The sequence below is a fragment of the Enterococcus sp. DIV0682 genome (assembly GCF_051712685.1).
GTDB lineage: Bacteria > Bacillota > Bacilli > Lactobacillales > Enterococcaceae > Enterococcus > Enterococcus faecalis.
Genome location: NZ_JBIOPK010000001.1, coordinates 2,612,323 through 2,629,878 on the forward strand (window position 1 = coordinate 2,612,323; position 17,556 = coordinate 2,629,878).

Genomic DNA, 17,556 nt, shown 5'->3' on the forward strand with positions numbered 1-17,556 from the left:
AAAATAAGTTAGAAAAAAGAACTTGGGGGTTATGTCCAAGTTCTTTCTAAATCTTAAGACAATTAGTTAATGCACGTGTTGTCTTAGCTTCATTTTAAATTTGCTTATTTCGTTCATTCCGTTACTTTAAATTGTTCGGATACATATTTAGCGTAAGTTTTATGTTTACTTACTAGCTCATCATGTTTTCCTGAACCAGTTACTTTCCCTTTTTCAACAAAGTAAATGCTATCCGCATCAACAATTGTCGACAATCTATGGGCAATAACCAATGTCGTTCGGCCCTTCATTAAATTAGACAATGCCTCTTGGACCTTCATCTCAGATTCTGAATCTAGGCTAGCAGTAGCTTCATCTAACATTAAAATCTTGGGATTCCGCAAGAATGCACGAGCAATTGCAATACGCTGTCTTTGTCCTCCAGAAATTTTAACGCCACGTTCACCGACTTCCGTATTCAATTTATCTGGCATTTCTTCTACAAATTTTCGCGCATATGCTAGTTCCAAGACATCCCATAGTTGTTCATCTGAGAAGTTTTCTGCTAAGCCATACGTTAGATTATCTCTGATTGTCCCTGCCATAATCGCAGAATCCTGTGATACAAAGCCGATTTGACGACGATAATCTGATAATTTGATATCTTTTATGTCAATATCTCCAAATTTAATTTGTCCTTCTGTAGGTTCATAAAACCTTTCAATTAAACTAAAAATCGTCGATTTCCCGCCACCTGATGGGCCAGCAAAAGCAATTACTTGGTTTGGCTGAGCAGTAAAAGAAATGTCTGTTAAGATAGGTTCCTCTGGTGCATCTTCATAAGAAAATTTTACATTTTTAACTGATAAAGTCTTTTCCGATAAATCAATATCTTGTCCACTTTCAAAGTCTTCAGGTTCTCTAGATAACAATTCTTGCACTCGTCGCGTTGATCCTGCTGCTTTAGCTACTTCAGAAAATAACGTCGCAATGATTGGCATGGCGCCAATAAGATTAAATAGATACATTAAGAAACTCATCAATGTTCCGATTGTCATCACACCAACGGCAATTCGATGCATCCCATATGCTAATAGCCCAAATACCATGCTCATAAAGACCATCATCATAATTGGTTGCATAGATGCATCAAATATTGCTTCTTTTTTCCCTACATTAAATAACCGATCCACTTCATTTGCAGCACGAACCTGCGCCTGAGATTCAGCATTAGAAGTTTTGACTAAACGAATTTCACTCAACGTTTCAGTAGCAAGTCCGTTAAATTGACTCATAGCATCTTGGCGAATGTGACTAACTTTTGAACCAAATGCCATTACTGGAATCATACAAAGGATTACAACAGGAACAGCAATTACCATAGCAAGCGACATATGCCAATCCATTTTAATCATCATATATACCGTACCAATAACTGTAATCACACTGGCAACTGTTTGAGGAAAAGTAACGGCTAACAATTGCTTAACTTGATTAGTATCATTTACGACCCGGCTGGATATTTCACCCGCTTTAACAGAGTCAAAATAAGAAACTTTTAGAATAGTTAATTTATTCCATAAGCGTTTACGCATATTTTGGATGACATTTTCACCAAAAATACCTAAAATTGTCCCTCCTAATGCAGAAACGAGTGCTGAAAATATAAATAACCCAACAACTTTACCTAATAAACTATAATCTACTCCCTTTTGAAAATTATTGACTAAACTTGAAGCAAGTTTTGGAACGTACACTTGGACACTAGAAGAAATCACAAGAAATATCATCCCGATGCCAAGCAGTAAATAGTTAGGCTCTGTCATCTTGATTAAGCCTAAAAATTCTTTAAACGAAAATTTTGTTTTATCTGCTCGGATAGAATCATGACTATTTTTGCCGCCTCCACCTACTGCCATTATCTTCTCCGACCTCTCTTCCATCCTTCAAAGCCACCGTATTCACCATTGAATTCACCAAATCTACCAAAGCCATCATGTCCCATCATCTGTTCTCTAGCTCTACCATATCTAGCTGATATTTTTCTGAAATGTTCCCAATTTTTATCGTCGCCAAAAATTGTTTCAATTTTATCTAAAAATTCTTCACTAGAAATATTCTTTTCTATACGTTCTAAATAATTATTTAAAGACTCTAGTTCCTCCTCTGAGAAGCCCTTAAACATTTCTTCATTAAATCCATTAGAAATATTTCCTTGAGTACTTAAACTTTCTCGTCCCTTATCGGTCAATACAACGAATGTGACCCGAGCATCTGATTCATTTTTGACTCGTTTAACTGCTTTAACAGACTCTAATTTTTTTATGATTTGTGTCACACTAGAAGGTTTTATATCTAAATATTCAGCGATTCTTCCAGCTGTTACATTTTCTTCAGAAGCAAGCAATTTTAACGTTTCAAAAGTGTTATCTGGTTTCTCCTCTATGCTAGAAGCAAAGATTAAGTAAGGTTGTTGAGCAATTTTTAATAGTTTATTTAAAATATCTGTTTTTTTCATAATTTCCTCCAAAAAATTTATTTAGTTTATATATAAGCTAACGAACTAAATAGTAATCTATTTAGTTTACTTTGTCAACAACAAACTAATTATTTGTATGTAGATATAACCAAAATGAAAAATAGCATACAGAAACTGCCGATTTGTTTTATCGATTCATCTGTTCCTCTACTTAAAAATCTATTTGTCCATTCAATCATGAATACTAAAAAACGCTTGGCACAAGCCAAGCGTTTTGATTCTCTCTTTACATCGAACCTTTAAAAACATCTTTATTCTTAGCAAAATAATCAACACCAGAGTAAATGGTGAAAATCAAGCAAGCATATAGCATGATTTGATCTAGTGGTAGATGAAGTGCTGAAAATGGAATGTTGTTAATGAACAGTAAAATAATTGCAACCATTTGGGTAGCTGTTTTTACTTTTCCTGGCCAAGCTGCTGCCATTACTTCGCCATGTTCGACTAATAACAACCGTAAACCAGTTACTGCCAATTCACGACAAACAATAATTGCTACAATCCAAGCGGGTACTTTGCCTTGACCAACTAAGACGATAAAAGCGGTCATCACTAGCATTTTGTCCGCTAATGGGTCCGCAAATTTTCCGAAGTTCGTCACCAAGCCTTGCGCACGGGCAATTTTGCCATCCAACCAGTCTGTAAAACTAGCAACTGCAAAAATAATCGCGCCCACTAATTGGGTAACGGCTAACGTTGTGTCGCCAAAACTAATCGTTCCCCAGTCCATTGGCACTGACACAATAATAATAAAAATCGGAATCATAAATATTCTTAAAACTGTTAATTTATTTGGTAAATTCACTTCAATTGCCCCTTCCTTCTCCTGTTCTATTTTACGTTATCTTGCTGGCAGTGTCACGAAAAAAAGAAAAGAATCTGGAATAATTGCCGTTTGACCGTTTATTCAGAAATATTCTTGCCTTTTTTTAGAAAGAGCTGATAATAGCCTAAACCTAAATTAATCATTCCAATCAATGTGATACTGTCTAAAAATTTAGAACCATAGATAAAGTAGAAATACAGTTGTAAGCCAACAATCAAGAAGCCCATGACCAACAGAGCGATTGAAAATATGGTGATAAGATTAAATTTTTTATTAACTATTTTAAGCATTGATAACCCCTTCTCTCTTGAATTATTATTGTCGTCTTTTTAACCATTCGCTGTTAATTATAAAAGAAAAGAATCTGGAATAATTGCCGTTTGACAGTTTATCCAGATTCTTCTTACACCATTTCTAACGATACGTAATCCCTAATGTAACATCCTTACGAATTAAAACTGGCGTTTTTTCCAGTGTTAAATCGGCGCCATCGACTTGAATGGCGACATTATTTGAGGCGCCTAGAATCAGTGTTGCATTGGCGGCATTCGCAGGTAAAGCTGTTGTTTGGGTCTCTCCTGCTTGCAGGGTGTGTTGGTACGTATAGTTGCCATCGACCATCACGCCAATCCAGCAAGAGCCTTCAGTGCCTTTAAAGGTAATGTTGATTGGACTATTCGCATCTTTAACCGTTGCAGTTACTTGATTGTTGGCATCGCTCACCACAGCCACAGCTGTTTTCTTCTCTGGTTCGCTTGAAGAAGACGGCGGTGTACTACTTTGTGTGCTACTTTCTGGGGCTTGACTTGATTCTTTGGTTTTTTCCACACTGGCACTAGTTGCCGGTGTTTGAATAATCGGTTCGGCTTTTTGATCTTGCCACATAATATACAGCACTACGACCGCAATGGCTAAACCAATTAACGAAAAGGCAATGGCTGGTAAGTTCCGCAGTAACCAACTGGATTGCTTTTCTTCGTCATGCAATTGCTTACGTGATCCTTCAAGCTCTTCATACACTGGCTTGGGTTCTTCGACAATTTCAGGCTCTTTGCCATCATAGATATCTACCAATTGATTGCCATCTAAGCCGACCGCACTTGCATATTGGCGGATAAACGCCCGCACATAAAAGGTGCCTGGTAAGGACTCAAAATCGTTTTGTTCAATAATTTCTAAATATCTTTTTTGAATTTTTGTCATTTGTTGCAGTTCATCAATTGTGATGTTCTTCTGCAATCTTGCTTCTTTTAGTGTTTCTCCAATATTTACGCTGGCCACTCGTCCATCTTCTCCAGTCTATTTTGTTAATTTATCGATTGTCTCATCAGTCTTTTTCAATTGCCAAGGAAAACATTCCCGTCCTTTAAGAATACCACAAAAGAAGCCAACTGAGGATAACAAAATTGAAAGATTTCAAAGATTTTTCTTTTTCTTAAACAGTTGGTTTATTGCTCGGTTTCTCCTTTAGGATACATGTAGAAACGGCTCAATCCTTCTTCACGAATAAAGGTCTCTGCTACTTGGCGGACGTCGGCTAATTGAATGCTTTCAATGACTTCAATCTTATCAAACAGCGTGGTTTCCCCAAACAATGATTGTGAAAATTGGTTGGCGATATACTCTAAAGAGTTTAAGGATTGGAAATATTTACCAATCATTTTTTTCTTCAATAAGGACAAATTTTCTTCCGTTAATTCTGGACTTGTTGTGGCAGATAATAAAATAGCTTCAATTCGTTCTGCTAAGACTTCTGGTTGCTCACTATCGCCGCCAATATCCGCAAAATGGAAACTGCGATCTAAATTAAAGTCATAACTAAAACTATCATCTAACAAGCCTTCATCATAAAGAGCCAAATAGTTTTGAGAGGTATTACCAAACAATAATTGTAACAACAAGTTCACGGTGATTTGATATTTCATTAAGTCACGACCCGTTGTTGGCACTTCATCTAAGCCTTTCAAGCCAACAAGCACTTTTGCCCGTGTGACTGCCATTTCAATGGCGCTCTCTTTGACAATGTCAGCAGCTGTTTCTTCAGGAAAATGCCGACGAATAGGTTGGGCGGCAGGAAACTCTTTCGCCGCTTGATTTTCACGAATGAACGCCATTAACGCTTCGGGGTCCATTTTCCCTACCACGAACAAGGTCATATTACTTGGATGATAAAACGTATTGTAACATGTATACAAATCTTCTGCGGTAATCTCCGCAATACTTGCCACTGTACCGGCAATATCAATATGCAATGGATGTTTCGGATAAAGGTTGCCTAAAATCCCAAAGAACAAGCGCCAGTTAGGATCATCTAAATACATTTGAATTTCTTGTCCGATGATGCCTTTTTCTTTTTCGACCGTTTCCTTCGTGAAATACGGCGATTGCACAAAATCAAGCAACGTTTCTAGATTTTGTGTCACTTGATCCGTCGTTGAAAACAAATAACTCGTTTTCGTAAAACTGGTAAAGGCATTCGCTGAAGCCCCTTGTTGCCCAAATTTTTGGAAGACATCGCCATCTTCTTTTTCAAACATTTTATGTTCTAAAAAGTGGGCGATTCCGTCAGGTACTTCAATCATTTCCTCTTGACCAATTGGCACGAACGTATTGTCAATGGAACCATAATCGGTCGTAAACAAGCCATACGTTTTTTGGAAATCATTTTTCGGTAATAGGTAAACCTTTAACCCATTTTCCAGTGTTTCTGTATACAATGTTTCTTTAATTTGTGCATAGTCTTTTTTAATCATTTTCCGTTTCTCCTTCCAAAAAGAAGATCGCTTGAAGTTCCAAGCGTTTGGCTACTTCTTGGATTTCTGGAATAGTCACGGCATTAATCCGCGCAATCCATTCCTCCGCCGTCAGCATCGTCTGCGGCATTAATTCGTTCAAGTATTCTTTTTCCAGCCACGCGCCTGCATTATCTAACGCTAAGATATACTGATTTTTTAACATTGCTTTCGTTTGTTCAATTTCTAATTCGCTAATCTTACCTAAGCGAATATTTTCCAATTCTGTCGAAATCAAACGCAAGACCTGATTCCGATTTTTGCCATCGATTCCTGTTTGAACCGTCATGAAGCCACGGAAGGTGTCGATACTACTAGAAGCATAATACGCTAAATGCTCTTTCTCACGGACATTCATGAATAATTTAGAATGCGGGAAACCGCCAAAAATCCCATTAAACACTTGCAACGCAAAATAATAGCTATCGCCATAATAAATATCCGTGTTGTAAGCCAAGTTTAATTTCGATTGGGCTAACACCTCACGCTCGGTCCGCTCTTCAATCACGTTGCGAATTGGTTGATTGTAGAAAATCGCGGCTTTGCCTTCTTCACGAGGCGTAAACGGTAATTGCTTGAATAACGGCACTAGCTCCGCCTCATTGACATCACCTAAAACAAAAATATCCACTTGATCTTCCGCCAGCATTTTTTGATAATACGCCGCTAATGACGCCGCAGTTTCCTCAGCTAACGCCGCAACAGTCCCAAAACTAGGGATTTTTTGATCCTCCGATTGATTAAAATAGACACTTTGAAGCGCCAAAGAGGCATAGGTTTGCTTATCCTCCACAATACTTTCCAAGTACGCTTTCAAGTTCTCTTTCTCCCGTTGGAAGGTTTCCGCTTCGAATTGGCCCGCTTGAATATTGGGGGCAAAAATAATTTCCTTCAAAAAGTCCACCGCTTCGGCGAGAACCTGACTATCCTGTAAATAATGATCATTGACAATGTTCATAGAAATATTAAACCAATGTTGATTGCCTTTTTTGGAAACGCCAATCCCAAAGCTGGCGCCGTAAAGTTCCGCCAAACGCTCACTTAACTTGACTTGATTCGGGTAATTCAAGCTGTTGGTTTCCATCAAACTGGACAACAGCGTTCTTTTTGTAATGGTTTCATGATTTAATCGTGTATTAAAGCGGACTAAAAGACGCACCGTTTTATATTTTTCTGTAGGAATGACGTGTAAATTCACGCCTTTAACTAATTGAACAGACATTGCCGCATCGCTCCTTCATTTGCTTCATCTTACCTAAAGAATGCTGTGAAATATATGTATCGCGTAAATTCTAAAGCATTTTTTAATGTTTTTTCCAATAGCTCCATTATAACACAGCTTCAGGTGCTTTCTGAATGATAAGAGTTTTTCAGTTCAAATTTTCAAGAAGATTCGGTATACTGTTTTTAAAGTGAGGAGGGAAAAAAGAATGATTAAAGAATTTAAAGAGTTTATCATGCGCGGAAGTGTCTTAGACCTAGCCGTTGGTGTTGTCATTGGTAGTGCGTTTACAGCGATTGTGACACAAGTGGTGGAAGGCTTGATTACCCCGTTAATTAGTCTGATTTTTGTCTTGACGACTGGGAAAAAGAGTGCCGACGATGCATTGGGTGCCCTTGTTTATAAAGTCGAAGGCGTTGAATTCAATATTGGTAGCGTGATTAGTGCACTTATTACATTTTTAATTACGGCTTTCGTCCTCTTCTTGATTGTCAAAGCGGCCAACAAAATGAAAAACCGTGGCAAAAAAGAAGAAGCGGCAGAAGAAGTGGTACCAACGAGCGAAGATTACTTAAAAGAAATTCGCGACTTGCTAGCGGCGCAAACACCGCCTGCTGAAACTGTCAAAACAGACAGCACCTTCACAGAGAAATAAGCAAAAAGTCATCCTGAGGGGATGACTTTTTTGTTTGGACTTAAATTGATGGTCCTGCCACGAGATTCCAGGTGATGTTACCTGTATAAGCGCCTTTTTTCAGCTCTTGCATTGGGGTTGTAACGTTTAACGTTAGATTTTCCAAGTCAGTAGCCCACATTCCTTGCCCTTTGCCTGTCGGTGCATTAACTAATGTAACAGCGCCACTCCCCAACTTTATATTTGTTCCAATAAAATCTGGAGCGCTAAGGTCATCTTGAATATTAGTCCCATCTTGATTTGCTGAAATTACGTAGCGCCCTCCTGATTCTTCCAGTCTAAATACAGAATAATAAGCGGACAAGTTAAAGTTAAGCTCTCCGTCTAATTTGTCGGTTCCGTTAATCATTTGTGGGATTTCTGCAGTTAGATGCCAACCTTCCTTTGTTCCACGTACATCGCCGACATGAACAAGTTTACGGACCAAGCTAGTTTTAATAGCTGAAAGATCTTCCCCTATTTTTGAAGGAGCAAAATTTATATACTTTGGAATAGCAAGTATATCAAAATCCGTGTTGGGTGTTCCTGGTTCAGGTGCTGTCGACCCACCACTGTTATTATCTTGGTCTGGTAATAATCCTCCACCAAACTCCACCTGCACTGGCGTATTCCCTGTCGTCACAGCCTGTGCCGACAGTGGTGCCAAACTAGCGCCAACCACTGCGCTACTTACCAACAAACTTGCGAGTAATTTCTTTTTCATTTTGCATACCTCTCTTTTTTAATTGATTGTTTAAGAACGGATGGAAGACCATTTAAACAGCTCTTTCGTCCGCTATTGTTTACCTGTTTATGCTTAAATCGCTGGTCCTGCGACAAGATTCCAGGTGACATTTCCTGTATACGCGCCTTTTTTCAGTTCTTGCATCGGTGTCGTTACATTTAACGTTAAGTTATCTAAACGACCTGACCAAGTCCCTTGCCCTTTTCCTAGAGGAGCGTTAATTAAAGCCGCGGCGCCGCCACCAATCTTAAGGCTCGCACCGTTAAAGCTAGGGGCCGTTGGATCATTAGCGATATTCATGCCATTCAGAGTATTGAAGCCCCCGTAAGAACTCGTACTTTCATTGAATATGGCATAGTATGGTGTCATTCCAAAAGTAATCTGTCCATCTAATGTATCTGTGCCATTGCTCATGCCCACTACTTCGCCAGTGACATGCCAACCTTCTTTGGTTCCGCGGACATCACCCACCATGATCGATTTTGGCGCAGTTGAAATGGGTCTAATAGCGGTTACATCCTCACCAATTTTTACGGGAGAAAAGTCAAAAATTTTCGGGATGGCTAATAAGTCAAAATTCGTATTCGGTTGCGTCGGATCGGGATCTACGATTGGGCCAGTATCATCCCCCTGATCTTGCAATGTTCCACCTTCAAATTCTACCTGTACTGGTGTATTTCCTGTCGTGACAGCCTGTGCCGAAAGAGGCGCCAAGCTAGCCCCAACAACTGCGCTGCCAACGAGTAAACTTGCAAATAATTTCTTTTTCATCTATGTACGTCTCCTTTTGTTTAAGAATTTCCAGAATGTACTTCTGAAGCTATGGCCTTAATTATACAAGATTCCCCTGTGTCTGTGATTTTAAATATTTAACCGCGCATAGAAAAAATCAACAGTTCTTTTAATATCAATGATATCTCTTGGTTTTAAACATAAATTTCAACACTTTTTGACATTTGAAAGTGTTATTTAATGATTTTCGCGGCAAAATCGATTAATAAACAGCAAGAAAACGTCAAAAAGTAAGGGTTCAACTCTTACCTTTTGACGTTTTCTCCTAAATTCTTATAAATTTATCCGCGATTTCGGCGAAAAAATCTTCAAATTTCATTTAATGACAGCCGTTTTTGTGTTTGCTAGTCACTGCGCCTTACAACTTGCGGCGACGGGCGAATTCCACAAACTTAAATTTGTTTAAGCGGTGACGGGATTCCGTATAGCCAAAACAGCGAGTATCTTCCAAGTTCATGATACTGCGGACCACGACGACATGATTGCCTTCGACTTCACCAATCAGTTGCTTGTCCATCTCTGTGAGCGGTTCCACGGTAATTTCTTTCTGGGCATAACTAATCGCCAAGCCAAGGTCGTTTTCCAAATAATCGAAAATCGAATCTTCGGCACGATGCTTCGGCAGTTCAGGGACAATCTCTTTAATCAAGTAATCAATATCTAAAATATCGACTTCCCCTTCAATCTCCCGTTGCCGAACTAAGCGCCAAACAGGGGCCCCTTCGGTCCAACCAGTCAACTGAGCCAAGTTGCGCTCTACAGGAATTTCTTCTAAGGAAACCACATGAGTATGACTTTCAATATGTTGCGTTTGTTGTAACTCCTTGTAACTGGTCACCCCTGAAATAGGAAAATTAAATTTTTTAAAGTTTAAGACAATCGAGCCTTTGCCTTGCTTTTTCTGAATGTAGCCAGCGTTAATCAGTAAATTCAAGGCTTTCCGAATTGTTTCACGGGAAACATTGTAAGTTTCCACTAATTGATTTTCACTAGGTAATAAATCGCCTGGCTGATAGTCGCCTTGGACAATTTGTTGTTCTAATTCTAAAAATATGTCATGAAACTTGTTCATGCCGATCCTCCTCTACCAACAATTTCTTTTCTAAAAGCATAGCATATTCCCTCCGAAAAACCTAGAGCTGGTCAGAAAAATCCCCCGCACTTTCTGCCTTGCTTACGCCACTGACTCCCCCAGCCAAACCACTGCTTGACCGCCTTTTTTTCGGACCCAGCGCAGTCTGTTACAGCCCCCTTCTGGAAAACTTTTCCCAAGAATCTAGGGAAAATCCTTGTAATTCTGATTCGTTCATACTATACTGTAGTCAAACAAAACATGTCTATACAAGTTCGCAAGGAGGCGCCAAACATGACCATTTTAGAATTAACATTCGCAACGAACCAACTAACGACGACTTTTTTTAACCATAAATTGGAACCGCTTCACCAAAAAACGTTCCCTTTTGAAGCCTTGACTATCGAAGAAACGGTTCCTGAACTGTGCCAATTGATTGTGGCAGAGGCTGCGCCGATTCTGGGGGGAATTGTGGCTGATTTCCCAGCGGACTTCTTTTCGCCAGAGGAAACGTTGGCGCTGGTTCCGCAAGCGGTGATTCAAGCATTCGCGGAACAGTTGAACACGCCACTTTTAACGGCAGCCGAACAAGCGGCGGCACCGAATCTGCTGGCAGCATTTGAAGAAAAACGGCAGTATTTGGCTTGGCATTTGGACTATTATGGCTACGTGCCTGGGAAAAATGAATATGCGGTGGAGTCCCTGTTAACTGTCGGCAATGGCTTTTTAGGTTTGCGCGGCACGACACCTGAGATGACGATTTCTGATGATCATTATCCAGCGACCTACATTGCGGGGCTTTATAATACAGCGGCTTCGGAAGTTGCGGGTCAAGTAGTGGAAAATGAAGATTTCGTCAATGCTCCTGACAACCAACACATCGCTTTAAAAATTGGCGATGCCACTGACTGGTTAACGATTTCTCCAGACACGCTACAACAATTACATCGTCAATTGAACTTGAAAACGGGATTGTTTGTCGCAGAAATGATATTGAAAGATGCGGACAATCAGCAAATTAAATTAACGACGAAAAAAATTGCCAATATGGCACAGCCGAATGACTATCATCTGCAATATACGTTTGAGCCGTTAAACTTTTCGGCCCCGATTACTTTGAAAACCGTCACTGATGGTAGTGTCTACAACTATAACGTGGCGCGGTATCGTAACTTAACAGCGAAACATTTTCAGGTGACAGCATTAAGCGCGCAGGAAAACAAAACCGTGATTGAGGTTTGTACCAATCAATCTAACTTGAGCGTCCGAGAAACGGCCTTGATAACCGGTGATTTTTTTGAAAAAGAAGCGATTACGATTCAAGAAGAAGCGGAAAAAATCGCCCAAGTGGTGACCGTGATGGCGCACCAAGGCACGCGCTATACGCTAGAAAAACAAGTCTATGTGCAAGCCAGCCACGCCGAACAAAGTTGGCAAGTACCGTTTACGCCGAAGGACTCTTTTGCGGCCGCCGCTCAGGAAAGCGCCCGCGCTTGGCAAACTCTTTGGCAACAAGCCAACATTACCGTGACAGGCGATTTGATGTCTCAAAAACTTTTACGGATTCACAGTTATCACTTGCTGGCTTCGGCTTCGCCTTTTAGTAACCAAGCGCAAGCATTGGACGTCTCGATTACCGCCCGAGGCTTGCATGGTGAAGCGTATCGTGGACATATTTTCTGGGATGAAATTTTTATTTTACCTTTTTATATTCAACATTATCCTGACACAGCGAAACAATTGTTGCTGTACCGCTACCATCGATTAGAGAAGGCGAAGGAGAATGCGGCGGCTAGCCAGTATCGTGGCGCAATGTATCCGTGGCAATCAGGACGTGACGGGCGTGAAACCACGCAAAAACTTCACTTAAATCCGTTGAATGGACATTGGGGCGAGGATCATAGCATTCTGCAACGGCATGTGTCCTTGGCGATTGCTTACAATGCTTGGTTGTATTGGCATAGTACACAGGATCATGAATTTATGAAACAATATGGCGGCGAAATGTTGTTAGAAATCGCTCAATTTTGGAACAGCGCTGCGACGTTAGATGACGCAACAGGACGGTTCTTTATTGATAAAGTGATGGGACCTGATGAGTTTCACGAGGGCTATCCAGACCAAGCGGAAAGCGGATTGAAAAACAACGCCTATACGAATTTGATGGTGGTTTGGCTATTCGAAGAATTAACCAACATTTTGGCACTTTTCTCTGAGGAAGAACAGGCACAACTTTTTGCCAAAACGCAGACCACTTCGGCTGATCTAGCCCGCATGCAGCAAATTCAAAATTCACTGGAAATTGAAGTTAATTCTGACGGCATTATTGCGCAATATGAAGGGTATTTCGGCTTAAAAGAGATTGACTGGGCAGCGATGAAAGAGAAATACGGCAATATTTACCGCATGGATCGAATTTTAAAAGCCGAAGGAGAATCTCCCGATGATTACAAAGTGGCGAAACAAGCCGACACGTTAATGTTGTTCTACAACTTAGACAAAACTCGGGTGGATCAAATTTTAGAAGATTTAGGGTATCAATTGCCTGCGGATTATTTGGAAAAAAATCTTTTGTATTATCTAAAACGGACGTCTCATGGTTCGACTTTGTCACGAATTGTTCATGCCCAATTGGCAGAAATGGCGCAATTCCATGAGCTATCTTGGCAACTTTATCAAGAAGCGTTGTATTCCGATTATCGTGACATTCAAGGTGGCACGACCTCTGAAGGGATTCATACAGGGGTCATGGCTGCGACGATCCACGTTACTTTAGCGACGTATGCAGGCGTTGACACGCGCCAAAACGAGTTATCAATTTGTCCAAACTTACCTGAACATTGGCAATCGCTGGCCTTCCAGTTTATTCATCAAGGCGTGACGTATCAATTTTCATTAACACAAACCAGTGTCACGATTACAGCAGATAAAGACACACAATTATTGGTTCAGGGCGCGTTGATTCCGTTAACCGCCGAACGACCAAAAGAAGTACATTATCAATAAAGGAGCGAACCACAATGACGATTGGATTTATTTTTGATTTGGATGGTGTCATTACTGACACCGCCAAATTTCATTATCAAGCTTGGAAAGCGTTGGCCGATTCGCTAGGTATTCCCATTGACGAAACCTTCAACGAAACATTAAAAGGCATTAGTCGGATGGATTCCTTGGACCGCATTTTAGCCCATGGCCACCGTGAAAATGCGTTTACTCCAGCAGAAAAAGAAGCCTTAGCTCAGCAAAAAAATGACCACTACGTTCAATTATTAGAACATTTAACGACAGAAGATGTTTTACCTGGTGTCGTGCCATTGCTACAGCAAGCTCAAGCACATCACATCCCCTGTGCCGTGGCTTCGGCTTCAAAAAACGCGCCCCTGATTTTGGAAAAATTAGGCGTGCGCGCGTACTTCGCCACAATTGTCGATCCCGACTCGTTAAGCAAAGGCAAACCTGATCCTGAAATCTTTTTAGCCGCCGCTGACAGTATTGGCGTGCTACCGCAAAACGCCATTGGCTTTGAAGATGCACAATCAGGCATTGACGGCTTGAAAGCCGCGGGCATCTATGCCGTCGGCTTGTCGGCCAGCCAACCCTTAATCGGAGCCGACATACAAGTCTCTGAAATGACTGAACTAAGCGTTGATGCACTGCTCAATCGCTAAAGAAGGACAAGAACCTTTAGCAGCAGGCACCTCTTTTCATCTACATTGTATCTATGCTAGAATGTAGATGAAAAGAGAGAGATGCGTCAACGTACCTCTCTAGTGTAGAGCCGTTTGAGACGGTGACCTTTTGGATTATTTAAAAATAACCGTGCTGGTCAAAGTTGACGGTTATTTTTTATTGTCATTACACTCCATTATTGGATTAAAAAGGATTGAGTTGAACGTGGTTCTGTGGTAGACTTTTATTAGAAACAAGTAGATGTTTCTTGATGATCAGGCATCATAATAACTCAATACTGAAATCGGAAGTAATAGCCGATAGTTGGCGAGCAACAGAAAAACTCGATATAGAATTGGACGTAGAGCCAATAGTTGGTGAGCAACAGAAAAACCTGAATTATATTTGAAGTTTAAAGAAGGCAAGCTAAGCTTGGCTTCTTTATTTATAGGAGAAACTAATGATTGAGAAAAAAGATTTTGACACAATTAGAAAGGCGTTCTTAATTTATGACACCAACTTCAATAATCATATGTTCACTTATACATATCAACATCGGAAAACAAAGAAATTGTTAGAAATGAACGTTCAATTTGAAGCTGGGAATTTTATGCATTTATGCGGAGTTGACTATTATCAAATAGATAAACAAGGGAGCTGTAAATTTCGTTTTAAGGCTACTCAATTTTACAGAGCTTTAAAAAATAATAAAGTTTCACTGCGCGGGATTAAACCTAAAGATGATGGAACCACAGGCCAAAAATTACAAGTAATTTCTCTATTAGAAATGCTTATTTCTCCAGGTGTACGAATATGCGATGGAGGAAAATTTTATAATTTACAGTATGAAAAAGCAATTCGTTCAGGCAAAATGATTGTGGCGTTAACATGTAAAGAGAATAACAAAAAGTACGTCCCACAATCTTTATTATCGTTAATAAATCAGCCACGAAAGAGCCAATCGAAATCTTTAACTGAATCCCATGAAGTAATTAAAATAAGTAAGTCTGAGCTGAATAGCACCTCAGTAATTGAAGTTTACGATAAATTTTAACAAAAAAGCGGGCTAAACAGACTATAGGCAAAGAGAAAAAGCCCAGAGGTTTTTCTCCTCTTTAACAGCTTTTAGGATTTCACGGATTAACGCTAAATTTATTCGTACTTTTCGGGAAAATATGCTATAATAAAAACGAAAAGAGAGATATGCGTCAACATACCTCTCTGATGTAGAGCCGTTTAAGACGGTGACCATGTTAATTATTTAAAAATAACCGTGCTTGGTCAAAGTTGACGGTTATTTTTTATTGTCATTTTTAAGCAATTTAACAATCAGCGCAATCAAAGCAATGGTAAACATACCAAACCCTAGGATCGTCTGAATTGTTTCATATGCTGACAAAAGGCCTCTCCTTTCTGTAAATTTTGGAAGTACGCTCATACGCACCACCTCACCGAAAGGGGAAAGTCTCTGCTCCTACGCTTCTCACTTTGTTGCGATGCTCGTCGCAAAGCGCATGTTCCTTTGCGCTTGCCTCCGCATTAACTTCTCTACACTTATCGTATATCATGAACACCTAATAAATATTCAGGTTACAATATATTTTTTTAGATAAATGTGCTATAATGAAAACGAAAAGAGAGAGATGCGTCAACATACCTCTCTGATGTAGAGCCGTTTAAGACGGTGACCATGTTAATTATTTAAAAATAACCGTGCTTGGTCAAAGTTGACGGTTATTTTTTATTGTCATTTTTAAGCAATTTAACAATCAGCGCAATCAAAGCAATGGTAAACATACCAAACCCTAGGATCGTCTGAATTGTTTCATATGCTGACAAAAGGCCTCTCCTTTCTGTAAATTTTGGAAGTACGCTCATACGCACCACCTCACCGAAAGGGGAAAGTCTCTGCTCCTATGTTTCTCACTTTGTTGCGATGCTCGTCGCAAAGCGCATCTTCCTTTGCGCTTGCCGCCGCCTTAACTTCTCTACACTTATCGTATATCATGAATACCTAATAAATATTCAGGTTACAATATTTTTTTAGATAAAATGATTTAGAGAAAAAACCGCCCACATCAGAAAAATGATGTGGGCGGGTTTTTTGTAATTATTTATTTTTTGTTTCAAATAACGGACTAACTGGTTTGTTTTCGTGGATACGTTTAATCGCATCTCCGATTAATTCACCAACGCTGACTTCGTCAATTTTTGCAATTTTACGATCATCAGATAGGTAAATAGAGTCTGTTACAACTAAGCGTTCAATTGCTGAATCTTCAATACGTTGTAAGGCTGGTCCTGATAAAACGGGATGTGTACAAGAAGCGTAAACGTCTTTTGCTCCGGCTTCTTTCAATGCGTTTGCAGCAAGAGAAATTGTCCCCGCTGTGTCAATCATGTCATCAATTAAGACACATGTTTTGCCTTCCACATGACCAATGATATTCATTACTTCTGCTACGTTCGCTTTTGGACGACGTTTGTCAATGATCGCAATTGGTGCTTTTAAGAATTCTGCCAATTTACGTGCACGCGTTACACCACCATGGTCAGGGGAAACAACAACAACGTCATCGCCTTGAATGCCGTGTTCGATGAAGTAATCGGCAATTAATGGTGCACCCATCAAATGATCCACTGGAATATCAAAGAATCCTTGAATTTGGACCGCATGTAAGTCCAATGTCAACATTCTTGTTGCGCCAGCTTTTTCAATCATGTTTGCAACAAGTTTAGCAGTGATTGGTTCCCGGGCACGTGCTTTACGGTCTTGACGTGCATACCCATAATAAGGCATAACCACGTTAATTGTTTTAGCACTCGCACGTTTTAACGCATCAATCATGATTAATAGTTCCATTAAGTTATCGTTAACAGGGCTACTTGTTGATTGAATGACGTAAACATGTGCACCACGAATACTTTCTTCAATATTCACTTGAATTTCGCCATCACTAAATTGTGTTACAGAGCACTTTCCTAGCTCCACACCCACAGCATCCGCAATTTTTTCTGCTAAGGGACGATTAGAGTTCAAAGAAAAGATTTTCAATCTTGGATCAAAATAATGTTTCGACATTAGAACCTCCACTTTCTATTTCAGCCAATTCGTTAAAACTGAACAATACTTTCCTTCTAAAATAATAGTAGTCCTAGCCAAATAAATCAAGAGATTTTCTGTATTTCATACAAGATATTCATCAAAAGTCGCTTTCTTCTAACTATTTTATCGTATTTGTCT

The 17,556-nt window shown here is 39.8% G+C and carries 17 protein-coding genes; 4 read left to right on the forward strand and 13 right to left on the reverse strand.

Annotated elements, in window-relative coordinates:
* Positions 1-113: 113 nt before the first annotated feature.
* The 7 genes from IGK96_RS12655 to yfmF form a co-directional block, all read right to left on the reverse strand.
* Positions 114-1,898 (reverse strand): ABC transporter ATP-binding protein, encoded by a 1,785-nt coding sequence (locus IGK96_RS12655; RefSeq protein ID WP_010776181.1) that lies wholly within the window; start codon positions 1,896-1,898, stop codon positions 114-116.
* Positions 1,898-2,497: a MarR family winged helix-turn-helix transcriptional regulator gene (locus tag IGK96_RS12660; protein ID WP_002359022.1), complete on the reverse strand. Its 600-nt coding sequence runs from the start codon at positions 2,495-2,497 to the stop codon at positions 1,898-1,900. Before IGK96_RS12660 ends, IGK96_RS12655 begins: the two co-directional genes overlap by 1 nt.
* Before the next feature lie 247 nt (positions 2,498-2,744).
* On the reverse strand, positions 2,745-3,323 hold the full coding sequence (pgsA, locus tag IGK96_RS12665; protein ID WP_002365382.1) for a CDP-diacylglycerol--glycerol-3-phosphate 3-phosphatidyltransferase: 579 nt from the start codon (positions 3,321-3,323) through the stop codon (positions 2,745-2,747).
* Positions 3,324-3,421: 98 nt separating this feature from the next.
* A complete protein-coding gene (locus IGK96_RS12670) occupies positions 3,422-3,634 on the reverse strand; it encodes a hypothetical protein (protein ID WP_002359021.1) in 213 nt (70 codons plus the stop codon).
* 124 nt (positions 3,635-3,758) lie between these two features.
* The gene (locus IGK96_RS12675) at positions 3,759-4,625 is read right to left on the reverse strand and encodes a helix-turn-helix domain-containing protein (RefSeq protein ID WP_010706993.1); all 867 of its coding nucleotides are present in this window, start codon (positions 4,623-4,625) and stop codon (positions 3,759-3,761) included.
* A 167-nt stretch (positions 4,626-4,792) separates the two neighbouring features.
* The gene (yfmH, locus tag IGK96_RS12680; protein ID WP_010824020.1) at positions 4,793-6,097 is read right to left on the reverse strand and encodes an EF-P 5-aminopentanol modification-associated protein YfmH; all 1,305 of its coding nucleotides are present in this window, start codon (positions 6,095-6,097) and stop codon (positions 4,793-4,795) included.
* Positions 6,090-7,358, reverse strand: coding sequence for an EF-P 5-aminopentanol modification-associated protein YfmF (gene yfmF / locus IGK96_RS12685; protein ID WP_002398177.1), 1,269 nt, complete (start codon positions 7,356-7,358; stop codon positions 6,090-6,092). The genes yfmH and yfmF overlap by 8 nt, the downstream gene beginning before the upstream one ends.
* A 208-nt stretch (positions 7,359-7,566) precedes the next feature.
* Between yfmF and mscL the strand changes: the two genes are divergently transcribed.
* A complete protein-coding gene (gene mscL / locus IGK96_RS12690; protein ID WP_033919012.1) occupies positions 7,567-8,013 on the forward strand; it encodes a large conductance mechanosensitive channel protein MscL in 447 nt (148 codons plus the stop codon).
* Between the two features lie 40 nt (positions 8,014-8,053).
* Here mscL and IGK96_RS12695 read toward each other — a convergent pair whose 3' ends face one another.
* From IGK96_RS12695 to treR, 3 genes are all read right to left on the reverse strand, one after another.
* Positions 8,054-8,755: a WxL domain-containing protein gene (locus IGK96_RS12695; protein ID WP_016618608.1), complete on the reverse strand. Its 702-nt coding sequence runs from the start codon at positions 8,753-8,755 to the stop codon at positions 8,054-8,056.
* 93 nt (positions 8,756-8,848) lie between these two features.
* Positions 8,849-9,547: a WxL domain-containing protein gene (locus tag IGK96_RS12700; protein ID WP_033625718.1), complete on the reverse strand. Its 699-nt coding sequence runs from the start codon at positions 9,545-9,547 to the stop codon at positions 8,849-8,851.
* Positions 9,548-9,926: 379 nt separating this feature from the next.
* Positions 9,927-10,640, reverse strand: a complete 714-nt coding sequence (gene treR / locus IGK96_RS12705; RefSeq protein ID WP_002354877.1) for a trehalose operon repressor — start codon at positions 10,638-10,640, stop codon at positions 9,927-9,929.
* A 261-nt stretch (positions 10,641-10,901) separates the two neighbouring features.
* Here treR and IGK96_RS12710 point away from each other — a divergent pair, with 261 nt between their 5' ends.
* The 3 genes from IGK96_RS12710 to IGK96_RS12720 all read left to right on the forward strand — a co-directional run bounded on the left by IGK96_RS12710 (position 10,902) and on the right by IGK96_RS12720 (position 15,366).
* Positions 10,902-13,646, forward strand: coding sequence for a glycoside hydrolase family 65 protein (locus IGK96_RS12710; RefSeq protein ID WP_104876100.1), 2,745 nt, complete (start codon positions 10,902-10,904; stop codon positions 13,644-13,646).
* Between the two features lie 14 nt (positions 13,647-13,660).
* The gene (pgmB, locus tag IGK96_RS12715) at positions 13,661-14,311 is read left to right on the forward strand and encodes a beta-phosphoglucomutase (protein WP_085443093.1); all 651 of its coding nucleotides are present in this window, start codon (positions 13,661-13,663) and stop codon (positions 14,309-14,311) included.
* A 461-nt stretch (positions 14,312-14,772) separates the two neighbouring features.
* Complete coding sequence (locus IGK96_RS12720) at positions 14,773-15,366, forward strand: PBECR4 domain-containing protein (protein WP_010706987.1); 594 nt, start codon at positions 14,773-14,775, stop codon at positions 15,364-15,366.
* A 240-nt stretch (positions 15,367-15,606) separates the two neighbouring features.
* On the opposite strand, the gene pepG1 (IGK96_RS12725) is transcribed toward IGK96_RS12720, so the two are convergent.
* The 3 genes from pepG1 (IGK96_RS12725) to IGK96_RS12735 form a co-directional block, all read right to left on the reverse strand.
* A complete protein-coding gene (pepG1, locus tag IGK96_RS12725) occupies positions 15,607-15,750 on the reverse strand; it encodes a type I toxin-antitoxin system toxin PepG1 (RefSeq protein WP_002392696.1) in 144 nt (47 codons plus the stop codon).
* Positions 15,751-16,046: 296 nt separating this feature from the next.
* The gene (gene pepG1 / locus IGK96_RS12730; protein ID WP_002392696.1) at positions 16,047-16,190 is read right to left on the reverse strand and encodes a type I toxin-antitoxin system toxin PepG1; all 144 of its coding nucleotides are present in this window, start codon (positions 16,188-16,190) and stop codon (positions 16,047-16,049) included.
* Positions 16,191-16,422: 232 nt separating this feature from the next.
* Positions 16,423-17,394 (reverse strand): ribose-phosphate diphosphokinase, encoded by a 972-nt coding sequence (locus IGK96_RS12735; RefSeq protein WP_002381060.1) that lies wholly within the window; start codon positions 17,392-17,394, stop codon positions 16,423-16,425.
* Positions 17,395-17,556 lie beyond the last annotated feature (162 nt).